A 20,429-nucleotide genomic window follows, 5' to 3' on the forward strand; every position below is an offset into this window, starting at 1 on the left:
GGACCAGGCGACGGCGCCGGTAACAGAACCGGGCCAGTCCCGCCAGAGCTCCATCCGTACGGGGAGCTTCGGATGTCATCATCTTCTCCTCGAGTGGCCGAGCATTGCGCTCGATCGTGCGGCTGGTGTCTTCCCTACCGTTCGCCGCGAACTGTCCAGGTCGTTGTCATCGGTACCGAAAATGCGCGTCAGCAGGGGCGCCTTGTCGGGTGGTGCGTTCTTCAGGGGAACCAGAACCGCCGCCTCGGTGAGGTCTTCCAGCACGCTGGTGATGACGGCCAGGTCGGCGGGGGAGAGGGACGGGGCTCGACGGGCCAGCCGATGCAGTTCGGCGTCGATGACGGCCCGGGCGTGCCGGTGGACCAGGGCAAGGAAATCCGAGGTGCGATCGTCCGCGCACCCAGCGGATTGGTGGGTGGCGCGGGCCAGCTCAGTGGCCATGGCCCGGGCTTCCGCCGGGCGAGCCGGCGAATGGCGTGGTCACGCCGTCGTAGTGGAGTCGCAGCATCATGCCCTGATGCGCGTGGGGAAGGTTGTGGCAGTGGTTCATCCAGATTCCGGGGTTCGTAGCCCGGAACGCGACCTCCCACGTTTCGCCTGGCCGGACATCGAAGGTGTCCACCCACAGCGGACTGCCGGTGGACGGCGTCCCGTCCCTGGACAGGATCAGCACCGGATGGCCGTGCAGGTGCCAGGGGTGCGTTTCCAGGCTTCGGTTGACGACGGTGAACCGGACGATGTCGCCTTCGGCGACGAGCTGGTCCGGGATGGCGGGGTGGCCCCGGCCGTTGACGGTCTGCGCGTACGCCGGTCGGCCGTCGACCATGGCCACGCCTCGGTCGAGGACCATGGTGAAGCGCCGGTCGGCGTTGCGGAGGTCGAAGGGCACGGCCGCCGGAGCGCCGTACCGCAACAGGTCGAGCTCCGGCAGGCCGGACGTGTCCTCGATCCGGGCCGCACCCGCGGCGTCGCCATCCGGGCGCAGGCGCAGTCCGCCGTCACGATCGTCGTCGACGACGAGTGCCACGGACCTGCCCGGCATGAGGAACACCAGGTCGTATCGCCCGCCCGCGGGCAGACGCAGCCCCACGTCGCTGACCTCGCCGGGCTGGTTGAGGTCCCGGCCGTCGACGGCCGCCACCCGGAACGTGGTCCCGGCGAGGACGATCCGGTGCGGATCCGAGTCGGTGTTGATCAACCGCAACCGCACGGGCGTACCGGGTGGCGCCGGGTGTTCGGTCCTGCCGTCCCTACCGGCGATCATGACGGTGCCGTCGAAGGTGTGCACGGGCAGGGTCAGGTCCACCTGCCCAGCCGCCGTGGACTCGTCGGCGCGCTGTCCATCGCGCGGGTGCACGACGAGAGCGCCGTACAGGCCCTTGCGTACGCTGACATGGGATGCGTGGTGGGTGTGGTACCAGTAGGTGCCCACCTGTTCGGCCCGGAACCGGTAGACGAAGTCCGCACCGGGTGCCACGGGCAACTGGGTCACCCCCGGCACGCCGTCCTCGCCGCACGGTACGTCGTAGCCGTGCCAGTGCACGGTCACGCCGTCGGAGATGTCGGCGTTGCGCAGCCGCACCTCGATCAGGTCACCCTGGGTCGCGGTGATCGTCGGACCCGGTACCTCGCCGTTGTAGGTCCACGCGTCGATCTCGCGGCCGGACGGCAGCCGTACGCTGGCCTTCTTCGCGGTGAGCACGTGCCGCCGCACGGCGCCGCCCGGTGCCGGCGAGCCGGCACCGCGTAGGTCAGCCACCGACACCGCCGCCCGGGACGAACGCCCGCGGCCCTCTCCCAAGGTCACCGATCCGGCGGGGAGGAACGACAGCCCGGCGCCGGCGCCGGCGGCGGTCACCACGACCGCGCCACCGGCCCAGCCGATGAACCGGCGGCGCGAGATCGGCGCCTGGGTGACGCCGGCATCAGCGGTGCTCCCGGCGGGAGCCGTGACCACTCGCGTGGTCAGCAATGCGCCAGCGCCCACGAACGAGATCGTGATCAAGGCCGTGCTCCAGGTGAGCGGGTATCCGGCCAGGAAGGTCACCACAAGACCGGCCAGCGCCGCGTACGCCGCGGTGAGCACCGCGACCACCCCGCCCGCCGACCTGCCGTCGCCCCGCCCCCGCCTCGCCGCGAGCAGGTGCCGGCCGGCGAGCAGCACGGCGACGGTCCCGGCGGCCCCCAGCATCGGCAGCCCGAGCAGCACCTTCTCCTGGACGAACCACCAGCCCCGGCTGGCCAGCACCGCCACGGTGCCCACCCGGACCAGCGTCACCAGCACCGCCGCGATCAGGACGGCGAGCGCCAGCCGGGTGCGCCGGAGCGCCAGGGTGACGCCGGCCGCGAACCACGCGGCGACGCTCAGCAGCGCGACGAGGTGGTCGAGGATGATCCACAGTCCGGTGGTCATGGCACTTGTCGCGTCGGTGCGGCCGGCCTGGACAGCTGCCTGGCCTGGCGGACGATCCTCCCGGCCACGGCCAGGATGGCGAGACCGTTGACCGCGTGCAGACCGAAGACCAGCTGGCCGGCGGTCGTGCTGCCGCCGGTGCCGTCGAACGCCGCGGCGATCGCCCGGATCACGAACTGGACGACTGCGAGTCCGGCGACCAGGCCGCTCATCCCGATGAGCCCCCCGGGCATCCGGGCAACCGCGGCGACGGCGGTCGCCAGGACCGCGATCAGGACGACTCCGCCACCCAGCGCCCGGTGCGGCTGGAAGGCCTCATCGTTGGGTGCCGTGTCGAAGGCGCCGCTCGCAGCCAGGAAGAACTGTGCGACAACGGCCAACATCAGCAGGGCCGCCAGGCCAGCGAACGCTCTACGCATGGCGCGCTCCTCGAAGTGGGTGAAGGTGATCGCTCATGGCGGTGATCGTCGCGCCGGGCCGGCCGCCGTGGCCTCTGCCAGCGGATGGCGGCAGCTACGCAATCGGGCGTAGGCCGCCTCGTGTCCCGCTCCGCCCGTCGGCGTAGCACGTCGCGCGTCTCTGCCGAGCGTCGTCCGCGGGCGACAACCGTAGGATCACGGCATGCAACGCCCTACCGTGTCGCTTCCCCCGCGTGTGGTGGCGCAAGACGTGGCGCTCGCGCTCTTCGTCACCGTGATGCAGGTGCAGGGCACGGTCGCCAAGGTTGCCATCGAGGGGGCACCGCGCCCGCTCACCGACTTCGGAAACCTCGGATATGTGCTGCTGGCGGTGAGTGGCCTCGCCCTGGCCGTCCGCCGCCGGTGGCCGGTGCCGGTGTTCGTCACCGCCGCGCTCGCCAGCCTCGCGTACTACAGCGTCGACTTCCCGGACGGGCCCGGCTGGCTCGGGCTCTTCGTCGCCCTGTACACCCTCACCGCGTACGGCGACGGGCGTCGGTCAGTGGTGATCGCCGGTGCGGGTATCGCGGTGCTTGCCACCGGGTGGCTGGTCTCCGCTGCCGACATCGAGCCACGCGCTGCCATCGGCTGGGTGTTTTTCCGGATCGGTGCGTCGGTGATGAGCGCAGCCCTCGGCGAATCCGTGCGGTCCCGGCGGGTCATCGCCGCCGAAGCTCAGGAGCGTGCTGAGCTGGCTGAACGAACTCGCGAGGAGGAAGCGCGGGCGCGGGTCGACGCCGAACGGCTCCGGATCGCCCGCGAGGTCCACGACACCGTCGCGCACGCCATCGCGATCATCAACGTTCAATCCGGTGTCACCGCGCACGTGCTCGACAAGAGGCCGGAAGTGGCCCGCGAGGCGCTGCAGACCATCGAACAGACCAGTTCCCGGGCACTGCGCGAGATGCGGGCCATCCTCGGGGTGCTCCGGGACGACCACGACGGACGCCTGCCGTACCCCGGGCTCGAGCAGATCGACGAACTCACCGCCAAGGCCCGCGACGCCGGGCTCGACATCAAGCTCGAGCAGAGCCCGCCCGCGGCACCGCTGCCGAGCGCGGTGGGCAGCGCCGCCTACCGGATCCTGCAGGAATCGATCACCAACGTGATCCGCCACGTCGGCCCGACCCGGGTGACGGTAGCGCTGAATCCAGGGATCGACGCCCTGGAGATCCGGGTGACCGATGAGGGCCGCCGTGCCGTCCCCGGTGATGACCCCGCGAGTCCACGCCTACCGCCGCAGCCTCGGACCATCACCGGAGGCCCGGCCGAGCACGGCCGCGGGATCCTCGGAATGCGCGAGCGCTGTCGACTGCTGGGCGGAGAACTCGACGCCAGACCGACCCCGGCCGGAGGGTTCGAGGTCACGGCCCGGCTGCCGCTCGCGCCGACCGGGGCACGCCTGTGAACGCCGCCGCCGCGTCACCGTCAACCACCGCTCCCATCACGGTGCTGCTGGCCGACGACGAGGGTCTCGTGCGGTCCGGATTCAAGGTCCTGCTCGACCTCGAGGACGACATCACGGTGGTGGGAGAAGCCACCAACGGCGCCGAAGCCGTCGAGCGGGCGCGCGCCACCCGCCCCGACGTCGTCCTCATGGACATCCGCATGCCGAGGCTGGACGGAATTCAAGCCACCACTCAGATCACGGCGACGCACGGGTTGGAGCAGGTCCGAGTCCTCATCCTCACCACCTACGACACCGACGAGTACGTCTTCGAGGCACTCCAAGCCGGCGCCAGCGGCTTCCTGCTCAAAGACGCCGGACCGGCCGAACTGCTGCATGCCATCCGGGTGGTCGCTGCCGGAGATGCGCTGCTCGCGCCGCGGATCACCCGACGACTCATCGGCCAGTTCACCGCGCAACGAACAGCCACCCGGGCCGCGGAGGACCGGCTCGCGGTGCTGACCCAGCGCGAGCGCGAGGTGCTGGCCCTGGTGGGGCAGGGCCTGAGCAACCACGAGATCGGTGCCGAGTTGTTCCTCAGCCCGGCCACCGCGCGCACCCACGTCAGCCACGCGATGGCGAAACTGGGTGCGCGTGACCGCGCACAGCTGGTCGTCATCGCCTACCAGACCGGACTGGTCATCCCCGACAAGGCTTGAACACGTAGCGCAGGACGGTAGCGGCGCCCGATCAGGGCCGCGTCGGCTCGTGCGACGACTCGAGTATCTGCTTGGCCGCCTGCCGTTGATTCCACGACACGAGGCCGAGAACGAGAGGTACGAAACCGCCTACCCCGCACCACCACCCAAGGAAAAGGCTCCCGGAGGCCCATCCGCCGGCCATCAGCAAGACGCTCAGCAGCGGTAACACGAAGGGTGGGATCCGGTTCCACCAGGCGGGCCGGAGAACCGTCCGTGCCCATCGTTCGGCTGCTGCAGCAACCAGCGGATCCGGGTGGGAGCGTCTCTTGTTGGAATACCGGATGACGTCGCGACGCACAGCCGCAGGCACCTGCCGGTAGGCGCGAACGGCTGCCCGCCGCTCCGCTCGGCCCGGTCCTGCGTGATCAAGCATCTCAGCTGGTCTACCGACTCCGCAGGCACGTGTCAACCATGCACTCGTGCCAGCCCCAGCACCCGACCGCCACCTCCGTCCTCGCCACCGGCCGCGGCCTGATCCGCCGGGCCATCTGTTGGCATCGATTTCGCCACCCGGGTCGGCGCGGCTGCCGACAATGAAAAGATGAGAGCGCAGAGGTTCCTGCAGAAGGGGCGCGAGGCCGCGGCTCGTCGTCGTACTCCGAAGCGGCAACCAGCCGCGACGCGTCGCCCTCGGTGGCCGCTGATGGCGGCGCTGCTCGCGGCGGGAGCGGCCGGAGCCGCGGCGGCTCGGCGCCGCAAGGGTGCCGGGCGCACCGGACCCAGCGGTGCCGGAGCGACAGGTGAGGTGGGCCAGCCCGGTCATGCCGGCGGTACGGTCCGGCCCGTCAGCAGCGCCGAAGGAGCCACCCAGGGCTGGCGCCAGGGACGGTGAAGCCGGCTGTCCTCCGGCGGTCGAGCTAATCGCTGTGCCTGAGCGCCGGCATGGTCAGAGCCCCGCCGCGGCGTCGTACCGGCGGCGCAGGTCGGCCATCTCCGACTCGGCCAGCGCTTCCTTGAGCGCCAGCTCCGCGTACCTCTCGGGGAACATCTCCCGCAGCCGGTCGACGAACATGACGTCGGCGGTCGCCTCGACCACCTGAATCCCTGGCGGCTGGCTGGACATGTCCATGATCACCGGCCCGGCCAGCTTGACCGCCCAGTCCCACGGGCGCTTCTGCTCGGCGACCCCGCAGAGGTGGAAGCCGTAGACCGTCCGTACGTCGGCGAGGGTGGTGACCTCGGCCGGCTCGTAGCCGTAGACGCGGACTCCGCAGATCACCGTCGGCTTCGCCGCCGCCGTCGTGGCGGCCTGCTGGGTGTTGTGCCCGGCGTGGTTGTGCTGCCCCGGGTCGGCCTGTTCGAGCGTTGTCCGCATCCGGGTCATGATCTGCGCTCGCAGATCCGCCGGCTCCGCCTCCGAGCCGGCCGAGTTCGTCAGTACGACCGCGCCGGCCGTCACCGCCAGGATCGCCGCCACCCACACGAAGCGGTTCCGGTACCACCCCGCGAAACCCTCCCGGGAATTCATGCTGCTTCTCACCTCGTCGCCGGTTGTGCCGCGTTGGCAGACCGCATGGGACACCTCCGGCGTGTCGGACGAGCGCGTCAGCCGTCGCGGTGACACGTACCGGAGTTACGCACGGCGGGGACATCTGCCCGGAGATGTGTGCCCGTCGTCGTCGTGAGGATGGCCCGGCGATGCGGCGCGCGAGCGTCTGCCAGAGCGGCGCGCTACCGGCACTGCGATGCTCCCGTGCTGGCCGTGCTCAGCGCGGTTGCCCCCGCGCTGCGGCGATGTGAGCCATTCCAGCACGCCTGCCCCCGCTCCGGCAACATCGACGGTCCTCAGCGTGGATCCGGCCCCCCAGGCTGGCGGCGCCGGTGCGGGGACCGTCGTCCCGAGTCTCGGCAAATTCATCGAGAAACGTTGATATCCGGACCGGTAGCTGCAAAGCTCGGTGGTGGAAGCGCTCCCATGGCGGACCTAGCCGAAGAACGGAGGATGTGCCATGCGTTCACGCAGGCCCGATCAACCCGCCGGGCGATCCCGTCCGGCCGTCCGCAAGCCCCTTCGAGCGGTCGTCCTGCTGCTCACCATGATGGTCGGCTTGCTGCCCTGGAGCGGGGCGGCCCAGGCCCACGGCACCATCATCAACCCGGCGTCCCGCGCCTACCAGTGCTGGAAGACCTGGGGAAGCAACCACACGAACCCGGCCATGCAGCAGCAGGACCCCATGTGCTGGCGGGCGTTCCAGGCCAACCCCGACACCATGTGGAACTGGATGAGCGCGCTGCGGGACGGCCTCGGCGGGAACTTCCAGGGCCGTACCCCCGACGGACAGCTGTGCAGCAACGGTCTCTCCAGGAACGACAGCTTGAACCAGCCCGGAGCGTGGAAGGCGACCAACGTCAGCCGCAACTTCACGGTCCACCTGTACGACCAGGCAAGCCACGGTGCCGACTTCCTTCGGGTCTACGTCAGCAAGAACGGGTTCAACCCGGCCACCCAGCGCCTCGGCTGGGGGAACCTCGACTTCATCACGCAGACCGGGAGGTACGCGCCGTCGCAGAACATCTCGTTCAACGTCTCGACCTCCGGCTACACCGGACGCCACATCGTGTTCGTCATCTGGCAGGCATCGCACATGGACCAGACGTACATGTGGTGCAGTGACGTGAACTTCGTCTGATCAGCCCGACCGCAACCGCAGGTCTGCTCCGGGCCGGGGCGATGCCCTGGCCCGGAGTAGCGCCTCTTCGCTGGAAGTGCCGGGGCGGCCTGTCTCCAGGGACGGGCGCTCGGCGTCGGTCGTGTGCATCGCCTCGCCGGACAGGTTCGATCAGGCCGCCGCGGACAGCCGAGGTCGGTGCCAGAAAGGCCAGGGAGGTGAGTCGATTCCGGCCCGAGGTCGTTGATGAACGTGCGACGGCCGGGTGAGTGGCGGGGTCGGAGGCCTCCACCCGGTCGCGCGGTCACCATGCGCGACGGGCGCCGCGTGGAGGCCGGCGGCACCGGTCTCCTCGCCTGGCTGCCGAGTACGGACCGCGCCGTGACGGTCCAGGCAACCTCTGCCGTCATCGCCTTGGTTTGTCAGCGACGGAAGGAGGATCGGCAGTTGTCCATGAAGGAGATCGCCGAGCGGGTCGGCGAGTTGTTGGATCTCGTTGGCGTGCTGATAATCGCGGTCGGCGTCGTCATCGCGACCGTCGTCTTCGTCTACCGCTACGTGCGCGTCCGGGAGCTGATCGTTGTCTACCCCCAGTTTCGGCAGGGGGTCGGCCGGGCGATCCTGCTGGGGCTGGAGTTCCTGGTGGCCGGCGACATCATCCGTACGGTGGCCGTCTCGCCCACGTTCCAGAGCGTCGGTGTCCTGGCGCTGATCGTCGCGGTGCGTACCTTCCTGAGCATCTCGCTGGAGGTCGAGTTGGAGGGGCGGTGGCCCTGGCAGGCCCGGGCGCGGACGGCTACGGGCAGAGCGCCGGCCGCCGGCTCCGGGCGTGCCCAGCCCGCCGCCGAGTGACCTGCTCGCGGCCGCCCGTTTGACCGATCCGACGTCCGGGTACCGCCGCATCTTGACCTTGCACGCGTGCATCCCGTGTATCCGCCGGGAGTGCACCTGAAGAGAGCAGGACAGTATCCCCAGGTGTCGAGAATGTCCCCGCCGAACCTGACACCCGGGCGTCGTCGGGGACTCGTGGCGTTCATCCGTCGGTATCCGCTGGTCCACCTGGCCATCGGCCTGGTCGGCAATGTCTTCTTCCTCGTCGGCAGCGTGCTGTTCGTGATGGACATCGCGCACACCGCGAGGTACTTCTTTCTGTCCGGCAGCTTCGCCATGGTTCTCGGGGCACTGGGCGAGGTGGTCCGGGCTCTCGGCCGGCGGATCCTCCGGGACCACGGTGTCGACCCGTCGACCGCCGAAGTGTCGAGTCAGCCCAGCGAGGTCACGAACTGAAGTTGCCCCTTCCGGACGCTCAGCGGATCGCTCCGCCGCGGGCTCGGCAGGTGTCCCGGACGTGCCAGAAGTCGCGCAGGTAGTCGTCGTGCATGCCGCGCCCCATGATCCGTAACAGGGTCTCGTCGGCCTGCCGCAGCGCCGAGACGGCGTAGTTGTGACTGCCGGTGAAGACCCGGGGCACGATGTCGTCGTCGTACGCGCCGTCGATCAGCATGTACTTGTTGTGGGTCCGGACGTCCAGCCCCGGGCCGACGTTGAAGTTGCACCTGGTGAGCTGGATGTTGCTGCCCAGCGCGTTGAGCACCGCGGTGTTGGCCTCGGTGTAGACGACGTCGACCCAGCACCCGGCGTTGCGCAGCGCGGTGAGCCGCTTGGCCACCTCGGGTCGGGTGAACGAGTACATGTTGACCCGGACGTCGGTCTGCCGGCGGGTGCCCGCGTCGTCGTAGCTGCACGAGGTCACCGCGTTCAGGATGCTGACCACGGTGTCGGTGGCCGGGTCGGAGACCGGCTGGCCGGACCGTTCCCGGCGCGGGAAGAAGTGCGCCTTGTAGGTGCTGCCGGTGGGTGTCAGCCAGTAGTAGTCGTTGTCGCCGGTCGAGCTGTACCGGTGCGAGCGCAGGTCCGCGAAGTACGTCCGGTAGGCGTTGTACGTGGTGGCGTCGCTGAACGTGACCCCGTTGTTGTACGCCTCGTTCGCGTCCCACCAGGTCAGGTTCGCCGAGCCCTGGAACACCACGTTGGACACGATCGCCCCGGTGTCGAGCACGACCTTCGAGGCGGTCAGGAACTTGTTGTGGTTGTACGCGGTGACCGTCGAGTCGGTGTAGTGGATCGCCCGGGTGCCGATGCAGCCGCGGTCCTGGCTGGGAAACCGGTCCGCGCAGTGCACGATGTACGAGCCGGCGGTGTCGGTCGAGCCGAGGGCCGGTTGCAGGCGTTGGAACGGGCGCCCGGTGGCCGAGGACTGGTCGAGGATGATCTTCACCCGGACGCCCCGTTGGTGTGCCCGGATCAGGCGGCCGGGGATGTCCGGGGTGGTGGCCGAATCCGTCACGTCCGAGAACGAGAAGTGGAACCACGACATCTGGATCTCTTCGCCCGCCGGCACCCGGTCGATGATCCGGGCCAGCTGCATGAAGATCGCATTCTGCTCGCCGGCCGAGCCGAGCGGCCGGCTGAACACCGGTCTGTTCAGCACCGGGTCGGGCTCGGCGGCGCTGGCCGGCGCGGGGAGCAGGGCGGGGACGCCGGCGGCGGCGAGGACGGTCATGAAGACCAGTGCCGACCGGGTCGCGAGTCGTGGCAGAAATTTACGAATCGACATGTGCCGATGATGGCACCGGCGTGGACGCCGCACTAGCCCTCGACCTGCCGGGCTGGGAAGGTCACGGCCGGGTCGGCGTCGCGACGATGGTGGGGGTCGCGGACGTCGTGACCCTGCGGATCGCGGGTGCGGCCGTTGCCCGTAGCTCGCGGATCAGGGCGCGAAGGGCGGCCGTCTGGCCCAGTTCGGCTGTGGTGGCGTAACCGATGGTGCGGGTCGGGCGGCCTGGACCGAGGTCGGCGACCTCGCATCACCCTGCACGTCAGCGCGGAGACCGCGGCGGAGCGGATCGCGCCCACCACGGGGGCACTGGAGCCGATCGACGAGCACAGCTGCACCCTGCGGGCCGGGTCCAACTCGCTGGACGAGCTGGCCATCTACGTGGCGACGAAGGGGTTCGACTTCCAGGTGCACGAACCCCCGGAGCTCGTCGAGCACGTCAGGACGCTGGCGGCCCGGCTAACCAGCGCGGCCGAGCAGGTGTCCGCTGCGGACAGCGGGGGAACGGCGGCCGGCTCCGGGTCGCGGTGACCCGGGGCCGACCTGCGGGGCGGTCTGGGCGCTCCGACTGACCCGGCCTCCCGGTGCCCTGCCGGCGGCGACGGCCGGCGCGCGGTTACCCTGCGGCGGTGGTGGTCGGTGCGGACGGGGAGCGCTTGGCGGCGTCGCTGGGGGACCGGCTCGATGCTGTCACCTTCACCGACCTGACCACCGACCAGGTCACCGCCCGGCTGATCGAGGCGGTGGTGGGCTGGGCGACGGAGCAGGGCTGGCGGGTCTACCGGCGGGCACCCAGCGTGCTGCCGCTGCCGCCGCCGATGTCCGCACAGCGGTCGGTGCTCGACGTGGCCTGTGCGCGCCCGGACGGGCCACCGGTCGTCATCGAGATCGATCACGGTACGCGCCGCCGGACCTGGGAGAAGCTGCTCGCCGAAGCCGACGCGGGGCGGATCCCGCTCTGGGTGCGCTGGGGCGCCGGCCGGTTCACCGCGCCACCGGCGCCGATCCGGATGGTGACCTGCCAGGTGGACGGGCGGCCGGACCCGACCGGCCGGGGGCGGCTGCACAGCCGCTCATCGCGAGCGGAGAAGCTGCCGCCGGCGCACTCGACGATGCGGGTCGAGGAGGCCGTCGAGTTGCCGCTGCCGCCGTCCGCGCCGCCGGCTGCCGAAGCCTGAGCGGAGCCACGCCAATCGCTCGCTGTTTTCGTTAACACATCACCGACCGGACCCAGGTGCCACCGGCTGTCGGTCCAGGTGATCCGCCATCCGCGCATAACCGTCTAATTCGTACGGAGCGTCACCGCCGTACGTTACGGAGCTGTTGCCGATGAGTATCTTGACGAGCCTGGATGTGAGCGTTAACACTGAGCCGTGACGGTTCGGAGGTGGTCATGAGCAGTGCCGACGGGGCTGGCGAGCGGTACGTGGTCGGAGTCGACTACGGCACGCTCTCCGGGCGGGCCCTGGTGGTCCGGGTACGCGACGGCGCCGAGGTCGGCACCGCTGTGCACGAGTACCGCCACGGCGTGATCGAGTCCGCGCTCCCCGTCGGAGGGCCGGCGCTGCCCCCCGACTGGGCGCTGCAGGACCCGGAGGACTACCGGGACGTCCTGCGCCACGCCGTCCCCGCCGCGCTGTCCGCCGCCGGCGTACACCCCGACCAGGTCATCGGGATCGGTACGGACTTCACCGCCTGCACGGTCCTGCCGACCCTCGCCGACGGCACCCCGCTGTGCGAGATCCCGGAGCTGCGCCACCGGCCGCACGCCTGGGTCAAGCTGTGGAAGCACCACGCCGCCCAGCCGCACGCCGACCGGATCAACGCGCTGGCCCACGAGCGGCGCGAGCCGTGGATCGGCCGCTACGGCGGCAAGATCTCCGCCGAGTGGCAGTTCGCCAAGGGCCTGCAACTCCTCGTGGAGGACCCGGAGGTCTACCGGCGGGCCGAACGCTTCATCGAGGCGGCCGACTGGATCGTGTGGCAGCTGTGCGGCACCGAGACCCGTAACGCCTGCACCGCCGGTTACAAGGGCATCCGGCAGGACGGCCGGTACCCGTCGAGCGACTACCTGAGCGCCCTCGACCCGGGCTTCGCCGACTTCGTGACCAAGCTGGACGGTCCGCTGCTGCCACTGGGCGCCCGCGCCGGCACCCTCACCGCCCGGGCGGCGGCCTGGACCGGGCTGCCGGAGGGCATCGCGGTCGCGGTCGGCAACGTCGACGCGCACGTCACCGCCGCCGCCGCCCGGGCCCTGACGCCCGGCCGGCTGGTGGCCATCATGGGTACGTCCACCTGCCACGTCCTCAACGGCGACCGGCCCGCCGAGGTGCCCGGCATGTGCGGCGTCGTCGACGGCGGCATCAGCCCCGCTGCCTGGGGCTACGAAGCCGGGCAGAGCGGCGTCGGCGACATCTTCGGTTGGTTCGTCAAGCACGCCGCTCCGGCCGGCGCGGACTCGCACGAGCGGCTGACCGAACTGGCCGCCGCCCAGCCGGTCGGGGCGCACGGCCTGATGGCGCTCGACTGGTGGAACGGCAACCGCTCGCTGCTGGTCAACCACGACCTGAGCGGCCTGATCGTCGGGCTGACGCTGGCCACCCGGCCGCAGGACGTCTACCGGGCGCTGTTGGAGTCCACCGCGTACGGCACTCGGATGATCATCGAGGCGTTCGTCGCCGCCGGGGTGCCGGTCACCGACCTCGTCGTGGCCGGCGGCCTCACCTCGAACCGGCTGCTGATGCAGATCTACGCCGACGTCACCAACCGCCCGCTGAGCATCATCGGCTCCGCCCAGGGGCCGGCGCTCGGCTCGGCCATCCACGCGGCGGTCGCGGCCGGGGCGTACCCGTCGATCCACGAGGCGTCGGCGGCGATGGGCCGGGTGCACGAGGGCGTCTACCGGCCGGACCCGGACAACGTGCGCGCCTACGACGCCCTCTTCGCCGAGTACCGAGCGCTGCACGACCACTTCGGCCGCGGCGGCAACGACGTCATGCTCCGCCTGCGGGCGATCCGGAACGCGGCCCTCGACGGGTCCGCGCCGCAGGCCGACCCGGTTCTGGAGGTGGCCGGATGAAAACCGACCTGACCCGACAGGTCGCCGCGCTGCGGGAGACCGTCGCCGGCCTGCACCGCGAACTCACCCGGTACGACCTCGTGGCGTGGACCGCCGGAAACGTGTCGGCCCGGGTCCCCGGCCGGGAGCTGATGGTCATCAAGCCCAGCGGCGTCGACTACGACGACCTCACCGCGGAGGCCATGGTCGTCTGTGACCTCAACGGCAACGTCGTCGACGGCGCCGGCGCCCCGTCCAGCGACACCGCCGCCCACGCGTACGTCTACCGCGCGATGCCGGAGGTCGGCGGCGTCGTGCACACCCACAGCGGCTACGCCACCGCCTGGGCGGCCCGGGGCGAGGCGATCCCGTGCTGGCTGACCGCCCAGGCCGACGAGTTCGGCGGAGAGATCCCGGTCGGGCCGTTCGCGCTGATCGGCGGGGACGACATCGGCAAGGGGATCGTCAGCACCCTGTCCGGGCACCGCTCACCCGCGGTGCTCATGCGCAACCACGGGGTCTTCACGATCGGCAGGAACGCCCGCGCGGCGGTGAAGGCCGCGGTGATGTGCGAGGACGTGGCCCGCACCGCGCACCTGGCCCGCGCCCTCGGGCAGCCGCTGCCGATCGCGCAGGCCGACATCGACTCGCTCCACGACCGCTACCAGAACGTCTACGGCCAACGCCCGGCGACGGGCTGAGCGGCCCCCGCACCTCCGGGCCGGCGCCGCTCATCCGCCGCTCCGGTCGCACGCACCTCCACCACAGCCGGGCCGCACACCGTCGAGGCCGCGATCCGGATGACCCAACCCCCGAGGAGAACCGATGAGAACCACGGGAACAGCACGCGCCATCATCGCGACCGTCGCCACGGTGCTGCTCGCGGGCAGCCTGGCGGCCTGCGGCAACAGTGACACCGGCGGCGGTTCCGGCGCCGGCGACAAGATCGTTCTGGGCTTCTCCCAGGTCGGCGCGGAAAGTGGCTGGCGGACGGCGAACACCACCTCGATCAAGGAGGCCGCCGCCGCGGCCGGGATCGAGCTGAAGTTCGACGACGCCCAGCAGAAGCAGGAGAACCAGATCAAGGCGATCCGGAACTTCATCCAGCAGAAGGTCGACGTGATCGCCTTCTCGCCGGTGGTGGAGTCCGGCTGGGACACCGTCCTCAAGGAGGCCAAGGACGCGGGGATCCCGGTCATCCTGACCGACCGCGCCGTCGACTCGCCCGACAAGACGCTCTACAAGTCGTTCCTCGGCTCCGACTTCGTCAAGGAGGGCCGCCTCGCCGGCGAGTGGCTGGTCGAGCAGACCAAGAGCGCGACCGGGCCGGTGAACATCGTCGAACTCCAGGGCACGACCGGCTCGGCGCCGGCCAACGACCGCAAGGAAGGCTTCGCGAACGCGATCGCCGCGAACCCCAACCTGAAGATCATCGCCTCCCAGTCGGGTGACTTCAAGCGCGCCGACGGCAAGCAGGTCATGGAACAGTTCCTCAAGGCCAACCCGAAGATCGACGTGCTCTTCGCGCACAACGACGACATGGGCCTGGGTGCCCTTGAGGCGATCACCGCGGCGGGCAAGACGCCCGGCAAGGACATCGTCATCATCACCGTCGACGCGGTGAAGGACGGCATGCAGGCCCTCGCGGACGGCAAGTTCAACTTCATCGCGGAGTGCAGCCCGCTGCTCGGCCCGCAGCTCATGGAACTCGTGAAGAAGGTCCACGCCGGCGAGGAGATCCCCGCCCGTATCGAGACCGAGGAGACCACCTTCACCCAGGAGCAGGCCAAGGAGGCCCTGCCCAACCGCAAGTACTGATACGACGCCGGGGCCGCCGTCCGCGTACGGCGGCCCCGGCCCGTCGTGCCGCTCCTTCCTACCGACACCATCCAGAAGAGGTCTGATGGGATGACAGGTAGCCAGCCGATCCTGACCATGACCGGGATACGCAAGACCTTCCCCGGGGTCCGCGCCCTCCAGGACGTCGACTTCCGGCTGTTTCCCGGCGAGGTCCACGCCCTCATGGGTGAGAACGGCGCCGGCAAGTCGACCCTGATCAAGGTGTTGACCGGCGTCTACGACACCGACGACGGCGTGATCACCCTCGCCGGCGAGCAGGTCGCCTTCACCGGCCCGATGCAGGCGGCCGCCGCCGGCGTCAGCACCGTCTACCAGGAGGTCAATCTCTGCACCAACCTGTCGGTGGCGGAGAACATCTTCATCGGCCGGGAGCCGCGTCGCCTGGGCGCCGTCCGGTGGGGGGAGATGCGCCGGCGGGCGCGGGAACTCCTGGCCCGGCTCGACCTCGACCTCGACGTCACCGCGCAGCTCGGCACGTACTCGTTGGCCGTGCAGCAGATGGTCGCCATCGCCCGGGCGATCGACGTGCGGGCCCGGGTGCTGATCCTCGACGAGCCGACCTCCAGCCTGGACGCCGGCGAGGTGGCACAGCTGTTCCGGATCATGCGCCAGCTGCGTGACCAGGGCATCGCGATCCTGTTCGTCACGCACTTCCTCGACCAGGTGTACGCGGTCGCCGACCGGATCACGGTGCTGCGCAACGGCGCCCTGGTGGGGGAGTACCGGACCGGCGAGCTGCCGCAGTTCAGCCTCGTCGAGAAGATGATCGGCAAGGAACTCGACGTCCTGGAGCGCCTCGACGAGCAGCAGAAGCGCACCGCCGTCCGGCCCGACGAGACCCCGCTGGTCGACGCCACGCAGCTCGGCCGCAAGGGCGCCGTCGCCCCGTTCAGCCTGCGTATCCACGCCGGTGAGGTGGTCGGCCTGGCCGGACTGCTCGGCTCCGGCCGCACCGAGGTGGCTCGATTGCTCTTCGGTGCCGACCGGGCCGACCACGGCCAGGTCGCGGTGCGGGGCAGCAAGGCGTCGCTGCGCAACCCGGTGCAGGCCATCGACCACGGCGTCGGATTCTGCTCGGAAGACCGCCGGGCGGAGGGCATCGTCCCCGAGCTGTCGGTCCGCGAGAACATGATCCTCGCCATGCAGGCGGCCCGTGGCTGGCTGCGGCCGATCCCCCGGCGGCGGCAGGACGAGCTCGTCGAGAGGTACGTCAAGGCGCTCAGCATCCGACCGGCGAACCCCGACCTGCCGGTGCGCAACCTGTCCGGTGGCAACCAGCAGAAGGTGCTCCTGGCCCGCTGGCTCATCACCGAACCACGTCTGCTGATCCTCGACGAACCCACCCGCGGCATCGACATCGGCGCGAAGGCCGAGATCCAGAAGCTGGTGGTGGAGCTTTCCGACGGGGGAGTGGCAGTTCTGTTCATCTCCGCCGAGCTGGAAGAGGTGCTGCGGTTGAGCCACCGGGTCGCCGTCATGCGCGACCGGACGATGGTGGCCCAGCTCGACAACGACGACAGCCTCGACGCCGACCGTGTCATGCAGACCATCGCCAGCGGAACCAGCAACGAGGAGGTGCAACGATGAGCGCCGTCGCCGAGCGCCTCCGTCCGCTGACCGGCCACCGCCTGTTCTGGCCCGCGCTCGTGTTGGTGATCATGATCCTGGCCAACACCATCTACCGGCCCGGCTTCCTGTCCATCGAGGTCAAGAACGGCAACCTCTACGGCACCCCGGTGGACATCCTCCGTCTGAGCGCACCACTGATGCTGGTGGCGCTGGGCATGACCCTCGTCATCGCCACCGGCGGCATAGACCTGTCCGTCGGGTCGCTCTGCGCCATCAGCGGCGCCATCGCCTGCGTCGTCATCAGTCAGGCGCCCGACCCGAACAGCCTGTCCACTGTCTTCACGGCACTCGCCCTCGCCTTCGGCGCCGCACTCGTGCTCGGCGCCTGGAACGGGGTGCTGGTCGCCGTCATCGGCATCCAGCCCATCATCGCCACCCTGATCCTGATGGTGGCCGGCCGAGGGCTCGCACAACTGCTCACCGAGGGTCAGATCGTCACGATCAACTCCGCCCCGTACCGGGCGATCGGGCTCGGACACTTCCTGACCCTGCCGCTGGCCATCTTCATCGCCCTGGCCGCGGCCCTGCTCGTCGCCGCGCTCACCCGGCGCACCGCCCTCGGCCTGATCGTCGAATCGGTCGGCGGCAACGCCGAGGCCAGCCGGCTCGCCGGCATCCGCTCCAGCCGGATCATCTTCCTGGTGTACGTGGTCAGCGCCGCCTGCGCCGCGATCGCCGGATTCATGATCACCGCCAACGTCTCCAGCGCCGACGGTAACGCCGCCGGTCTGTGGGTGGAGCTCGACGCCATCCTCGCGGTGGTCATCGGCGGCACCTCCCTCGCCGGCGGCCGGTTCTCCCTCAGCGGCACGGTCCTCGGCGCGCTGATCATCCAGACCCTCACCACCACGGTGTACGCCATGGACATCTCGCCGCAGACGTCCCTGTTGTTCAAGGCGGTCGTCGTCATCGCCGTCTGCCTCATCCAGGCGCCGGCGTTCCGGGCGAAGTTCAATCGTCGACGGCGTTCACCTCGGACCAGGCCGGCGGCCGCACCGCGCGAGAAGGAAGAGGTGGCCGCATGAGCAGCACGTCGCTGACCGGCGTCCGCGGCTGGCGGCCCAGTCTGCCCCGCCGGCACGTGCCGGTCCTGGTCACCCTCGCCCTGCTGCTGGTCATGTACGGCATCGGCGTGTCCCAGTACCGGGCGTTCTCCAACATTCAGGTCGTCTTCAACGTCTTCATCGACAACGGCTTCCTGCTGGTCGTCGCGGTCGGCATGACCTTCGTGATCCTCACCGGGGGCATCGACCTCTCGGTCGGCTCCGTCGTCGCGATGACCGCGATGGTGTCGGCGTCGCTGCTGCGCGACGGGCTGCCCGCGGCGCTGGTGCTCGTCATCGCGCTGCTCATCGGCCCCACACTCGGCTTCCTGATGGGCTGCGCGATCCACTTCTTCGAACTCCAACCGTTCATCGTCACCCTCGCCGGCATGTTCTTCGCTCGCGGCATGTGCACCTTCATCAGCCAGTCGTCCATCCCCATCACCGACGGCTTCTGGACGGCCGCGTCGCAGCAGCGCATCGGCGACCCGCGCGGGAACTTCGTCTCGATCAGCGTGCTGATCGCGTTCGCGGTCGTCCTCGTCGCCGCGTACGTGCTGGCGTACACCCGCTTCGGCCGCACCGTGTACGCGATCGGCGGCAACCCCCAGTCGGCGCTGCTGATGGGCCTGCCGGTGGGCCGTACCCGGATCGCCGTCTACACGGTCAGCGGGCTCTGCTCGGCGATCGGCGGCATCCTGCTGTCGTTCTACACGCTCTCCGGCGCCCCGCTGATCGCCGTCGGCATGGAGCTGGACGTGATCGCGGCGGTCGTCATCGGCGGCACCGTGCTCACCGGCGGGTCCGGTTACGTCTTCGGCACCGTCCTGGGCGTGCTGGTGCTGGGCGTCATCCAGACCCTGATCACCTTCGACGGGAGCCTCAACTCCTGGTGGACCCGGATCGTGATCGGTGGCCTGCTCTTCGCCTTCATCCTCCTGCAGCGCCTCATCGGCATCCGCTTCAAGTGACCGCCCCTCTCGCGGAAGGCAACTCCATGGCAACGCATCCCGAACCCGAGGTCTGGTTCCTCACCGGCAGCCAGGGACTGTACGGCGAGGACACCCTCCGACAGGTCGCCGACCAGTCCCGGCAGATCGCCGCGCAACTCGACGACTCGCCGGGCATCCCGGTCCGGGTGGTCTGGAAGCCGGTCCTGACCTCCAGCGCCGACATCCTCAAGGCCTGTCGGGACGCGGCCGTGCAGGGAGCGGTCGGGGTGATCGCCTGGATGCACACCTTCTCGCCGGCCAAGATGTGGATCGCCGGCCTGGACGCGCTGCAGACACCGCTGCTGCACCTGCACACCCAGGCCAACGTCCTGCTGCCGTGGGACGAGATCGACATGGACTTCATGAACCTGAACCAGGCGGCGCACGGCGACCGCGAGTTCGGCTTCATCCAGACCCGGCTGGGCGTCGCCCGCAAGACCGTCGCCGGCCACGTGAGCGATCCGCGGGTGATCGCGCGGGTCGGCGCCTGGTCCCGCGCGGCGCTGGGCTGGTCGGCGATGCGCTCGCTGCGGCTGGCCCGCTTCGGGGACAACATGCGCGACGTGGCCGTGACCGAGGGCGACAAGGTCGAGGCGGAGCTGCGCTTCGGCGTGTCGGTGAACACCTACGGCGTCAACGACCTGGTCGCGGTGGTCGACCAGGTGGCGGAGGCGGAGATCGACGACCTGGTCAAGGAGTACGACGACACATTCCGGGTCGACCCGCGGCTGCGCCCGGGCGGTCCGCGCCACGACTCCCTGCGCTACGCCGCACGGTTGGAACTGGGGCTGCGCGCCTTCCTCGACGAGGGCGGCTTCCGGGCCTTCACCACCAACTTCGAGGACCTCGGCGGCCTACGCCAACTGCCCGGCATCGCCGTGCAGCGGCTGATGAGCGACGGCTACGGCTTCGGCGGTGAGGGCGACTGGAAGACCTCCGTGCTGGTGCACACCCTCAAGGCGATGGCGGTCGGGGTCGAGGGCGGAACGTCGTTCATGGAGGACTACACCTACGACCTCACCCCGGGCGAGGAACTGGTGCTCGGTGCCCACATGCTCGAGGTGTGCCCGACCATCGCCGCCGACACCCCGAGCGTGGAGATCCATCCGTTGAGCATCGGTGGCCGGGAGGATCCGGTCCGGATGGTGTTCGACGCCGCACCGGGGCCGGCGGTGGTGCTGGGCCTGGCGGACATGGGCGAGCGCTTCCGGCTGGTCGCCAACGAGGTCGACGTGGTGACACCACCGCACCCGCTGCGCCGGCTGCCGGTGGCCCGGGCGGTCTGGCGGCCCCGCCCGCACCTCGCCGGCTCGGCGGAGGCCTGGATCACCGCCGGCGCCCCGCACCACACCGTGCTGTCGCAGGCCGTCGGCGTGGAGGAGCTGCACGACCTCGCCGAGATGACCCGCACGGAGCTGGTCGTCATCGACGCGGACACCGATCCGCGGCGCTTCGCCGACGAGATCCGCTGGAGCCAGGCGTACCACCGGCTCGCCCGGGGGTTCTGAGCCCCCGTTCCGCTGGGGCCGGCCGGTGCCGGCCCCAGGCGCCGCGCGGCGGTGTCGTCGGTACCTCCGGAAGTGGCGGCCAAAGCCGGCCAGC

General features: G+C 70.3%; 19 protein-coding genes. 14 read left to right on the top strand and 5 right to left on the bottom strand.

The window, feature by feature from the left end:
- Positions 1-78: 78 nt before the first annotated feature.
- From GA0070609_RS07280 to GA0070609_RS07290, 3 genes are read right to left on the bottom strand one after another with little or no spacing between them, the layout of a single operon-like run.
- A complete protein-coding gene (locus GA0070609_RS07280; protein WP_088993099.1) occupies positions 79-441 on the bottom strand; it encodes a hypothetical protein in 363 nt (120 codons plus the stop codon).
- A complete protein-coding gene (locus GA0070609_RS07285; RefSeq protein ID WP_088993100.1) occupies positions 431-2,413 on the bottom strand; it encodes a multicopper oxidase domain-containing protein in 1,983 nt (660 codons plus the stop codon). The genes GA0070609_RS07280 and GA0070609_RS07285 overlap by 11 nt, the downstream gene beginning before the upstream one ends.
- Complete coding sequence (locus GA0070609_RS07290; RefSeq protein ID WP_088993101.1) at positions 2,410-2,832, bottom strand: DUF6220 domain-containing protein; 423 nt, start codon at positions 2,830-2,832, stop codon at positions 2,410-2,412. Before GA0070609_RS07290 ends, GA0070609_RS07285 begins: the two co-directional genes overlap by 4 nt.
- A 202-nt stretch (positions 2,833-3,034) precedes the next feature.
- Here GA0070609_RS07290 and GA0070609_RS07295 point away from each other — a divergent pair, with 202 nt between their 5' ends.
- Together GA0070609_RS07295 and GA0070609_RS07300 are read left to right on the top strand one after the other, a co-directional pair.
- Positions 3,035-4,279 carry a sensor histidine kinase gene (locus GA0070609_RS07295; protein WP_088993102.1) on the top strand — a complete coding sequence of 415 codons (1,245 nt, stop codon included), beginning with the start codon at positions 3,035-3,037 and terminating at the stop codon, positions 4,277-4,279.
- Between the two features lie 35 nt (positions 4,280-4,314).
- Positions 4,315-4,977, top strand: a complete 663-nt coding sequence (locus tag GA0070609_RS07300) for a response regulator (protein ID WP_231928850.1) — start codon at positions 4,315-4,317, stop codon at positions 4,975-4,977.
- Between the two features lie 928 nt (positions 4,978-5,905).
- Here GA0070609_RS07300 and GA0070609_RS07305 read toward each other — a convergent pair.
- Positions 5,906-6,487, bottom strand: coding sequence for a hypothetical protein (locus GA0070609_RS07305; protein WP_088993104.1), 582 nt, complete (start codon positions 6,485-6,487; stop codon positions 5,906-5,908).
- A 481-nt stretch (positions 6,488-6,968) separates the two neighbouring features.
- On the opposite strand from GA0070609_RS07305, the gene GA0070609_RS07310 reads away from it, so the two are divergent.
- The 3 genes from GA0070609_RS07310 (at position 6,969) to GA0070609_RS07320 (ending at position 8,915) form a co-directional block, all read left to right on the top strand.
- A complete protein-coding gene (locus tag GA0070609_RS07310) occupies positions 6,969-7,649 on the top strand; it encodes a lytic polysaccharide monooxygenase auxiliary activity family 9 protein (protein ID WP_088993105.1) in 681 nt (226 codons plus the stop codon).
- A 432-nt stretch (positions 7,650-8,081) separates the two neighbouring features.
- Positions 8,082-8,480, top strand: a complete 399-nt coding sequence (locus tag GA0070609_RS07315) for a DUF1622 domain-containing protein (protein WP_231928851.1) — start codon at positions 8,082-8,084, stop codon at positions 8,478-8,480.
- Between the two features lie 174 nt (positions 8,481-8,654).
- Entirely contained in the window at positions 8,655-8,915 is a 261-nt protein-coding gene (locus GA0070609_RS07320) for a YrhK family protein (protein ID WP_197700226.1), read from the top strand.
- 19 nt (positions 8,916-8,934) lie between these two features.
- Here the strand turns inward: GA0070609_RS07320 and GA0070609_RS07325 are convergent, their stop codons facing one another.
- A complete protein-coding gene (locus GA0070609_RS07325; RefSeq protein WP_231928566.1) occupies positions 8,935-10,245 on the bottom strand; it encodes a phospholipase D-like domain-containing protein in 1,311 nt (436 codons plus the stop codon).
- Positions 10,246-10,380: 135 nt separating this feature from the next.
- Between GA0070609_RS07325 and GA0070609_RS07330 the strand changes: the two genes are divergently transcribed.
- The 9 genes from GA0070609_RS07330 to araA all read left to right on the top strand — a co-directional run bounded on the left by GA0070609_RS07330 (position 10,381) and on the right by araA (position 20,335).
- Positions 10,381-10,776, top strand: a complete 396-nt coding sequence (locus GA0070609_RS07330; protein WP_231928567.1) for a WYL domain-containing protein — start codon at positions 10,381-10,383, stop codon at positions 10,774-10,776.
- Between the two features lie 98 nt (positions 10,777-10,874).
- Positions 10,875-11,423, top strand: coding sequence for a hypothetical protein (locus tag GA0070609_RS07335; protein WP_088993108.1), 549 nt, complete (start codon positions 10,875-10,877; stop codon positions 11,421-11,423).
- Between the two features lie 215 nt (positions 11,424-11,638).
- Positions 11,639-13,324, top strand: a complete 1,686-nt coding sequence (gene araB, locus GA0070609_RS07340) for a ribulokinase (RefSeq protein WP_088993109.1) — start codon at positions 11,639-11,641, stop codon at positions 13,322-13,324.
- Positions 13,321-14,004, top strand: a complete 684-nt coding sequence (locus GA0070609_RS07345) for an L-ribulose-5-phosphate 4-epimerase (protein ID WP_172899300.1) — start codon at positions 13,321-13,323, stop codon at positions 14,002-14,004. Before araB ends, GA0070609_RS07345 begins: the two co-directional genes overlap by 4 nt.
- A gap of 124 nt (positions 14,005-14,128) precedes the next feature.
- The gene (locus GA0070609_RS07350) at positions 14,129-15,121 is read left to right on the top strand and encodes an ABC transporter substrate-binding protein (RefSeq protein WP_088993110.1); all 993 of its coding nucleotides are present in this window, start codon (positions 14,129-14,131) and stop codon (positions 15,119-15,121) included.
- Between the two features lie 90 nt (positions 15,122-15,211).
- Positions 15,212-16,750: a sugar ABC transporter ATP-binding protein gene (locus GA0070609_RS07355; protein ID WP_088993111.1), complete on the top strand. Its 1,539-nt coding sequence runs from the start codon at positions 15,212-15,214 to the stop codon at positions 16,748-16,750.
- Entirely contained in the window at positions 16,747-17,817 is a 1,071-nt protein-coding gene (locus GA0070609_RS07360) for an ABC transporter permease (protein ID WP_088993112.1), read from the top strand. The genes GA0070609_RS07355 and GA0070609_RS07360 overlap by 4 nt, the downstream gene beginning before the upstream one ends.
- Positions 17,814-18,806 carry a galactofuranose ABC transporter, permease protein YjfF gene (gene yjfF, locus GA0070609_RS07365; protein WP_088993113.1) on the top strand — a complete coding sequence of 331 codons (993 nt, stop codon included), beginning with the start codon at positions 17,814-17,816 and terminating at the stop codon, positions 18,804-18,806. The genes GA0070609_RS07360 and yjfF overlap by 4 nt, the downstream gene beginning before the upstream one ends.
- Positions 18,807-18,832: 26 nt before the next feature.
- Positions 18,833-20,335: an L-arabinose isomerase gene (araA, locus tag GA0070609_RS07370; protein ID WP_088993114.1), complete on the top strand. Its 1,503-nt coding sequence runs from the start codon at positions 18,833-18,835 to the stop codon at positions 20,333-20,335.
- Positions 20,336-20,429: the final 94 nt, after the last annotated feature.

It is taken from the genome of Micromonospora echinaurantiaca, from assembly GCF_900090235.1.
Lineage (GTDB): Bacteria > Actinomycetota > Actinomycetes > Mycobacteriales > Micromonosporaceae > Micromonospora > Micromonospora echinaurantiaca.

What these genes read in the sequence shown, in the direction of transcription:
- GA0070609_RS07280 (WP_088993099.1), bottom strand. Translation starts at nt 441, where the DNA reads ATGGCCACTGAGCTGGCCCGCGCCACCCACCAATCCGCTGGGTGCGCG.
- GA0070609_RS07285 (WP_088993100.1), bottom strand. Translation starts at nt 2,413, where the DNA reads ATGACCACCGGACTGTGGATCATCCTCGACCACCTCGTCGCGCTGCTG.
- GA0070609_RS07290 (WP_088993101.1), bottom strand. Translation starts at nt 2,832, where the DNA reads ATGCGTAGAGCGTTCGCTGGCCTGGCGGCCCTGCTGATGTTGGCCGTT.
- GA0070609_RS07295 (WP_088993102.1), top strand. Translation starts at nt 3,035, where the DNA reads ATGCAACGCCCTACCGTGTCGCTTCCCCCGCGTGTGGTGGCGCAAGAC.
- GA0070609_RS07305 (WP_088993104.1), bottom strand. Translation starts at nt 6,487, where the DNA reads ATGAATTCCCGGGAGGGTTTCGCGGGGTGGTACCGGAACCGCTTCGTG.
- GA0070609_RS07310 (WP_088993105.1), top strand. Translation starts at nt 6,969, where the DNA reads ATGCGTTCACGCAGGCCCGATCAACCCGCCGGGCGATCCCGTCCGGCC.
- GA0070609_RS07315 (WP_231928851.1), top strand. Translation starts at nt 8,082, where the DNA reads ATGAAGGAGATCGCCGAGCGGGTCGGCGAGTTGTTGGATCTCGTTGGC.
- GA0070609_RS07325 (WP_231928566.1), bottom strand. Translation starts at nt 10,245, where the DNA reads ATGTCGATTCGTAAATTTCTGCCACGACTCGCGACCCGGTCGGCACTG.
- araB (WP_088993109.1), top strand. Translation starts at nt 11,639, where the DNA reads ATGAGCAGTGCCGACGGGGCTGGCGAGCGGTACGTGGTCGGAGTCGAC.
- GA0070609_RS07345 (WP_172899300.1), top strand. Translation starts at nt 13,321, where the DNA reads ATGAAAACCGACCTGACCCGACAGGTCGCCGCGCTGCGGGAGACCGTC.
- GA0070609_RS07350 (WP_088993110.1), top strand. Translation starts at nt 14,129, where the DNA reads ATGAGAACCACGGGAACAGCACGCGCCATCATCGCGACCGTCGCCACG.
- GA0070609_RS07355 (WP_088993111.1), top strand. Translation starts at nt 15,212, where the DNA reads ATGACAGGTAGCCAGCCGATCCTGACCATGACCGGGATACGCAAGACC.
- GA0070609_RS07360 (WP_088993112.1), top strand. Translation starts at nt 16,747, where the DNA reads ATGAGCGCCGTCGCCGAGCGCCTCCGTCCGCTGACCGGCCACCGCCTG.
- yjfF (WP_088993113.1), top strand. Translation starts at nt 17,814, where the DNA reads ATGAGCAGCACGTCGCTGACCGGCGTCCGCGGCTGGCGGCCCAGTCTG.
- araA (WP_088993114.1), top strand. Translation starts at nt 18,833, where the DNA reads ATGGCAACGCATCCCGAACCCGAGGTCTGGTTCCTCACCGGCAGCCAG.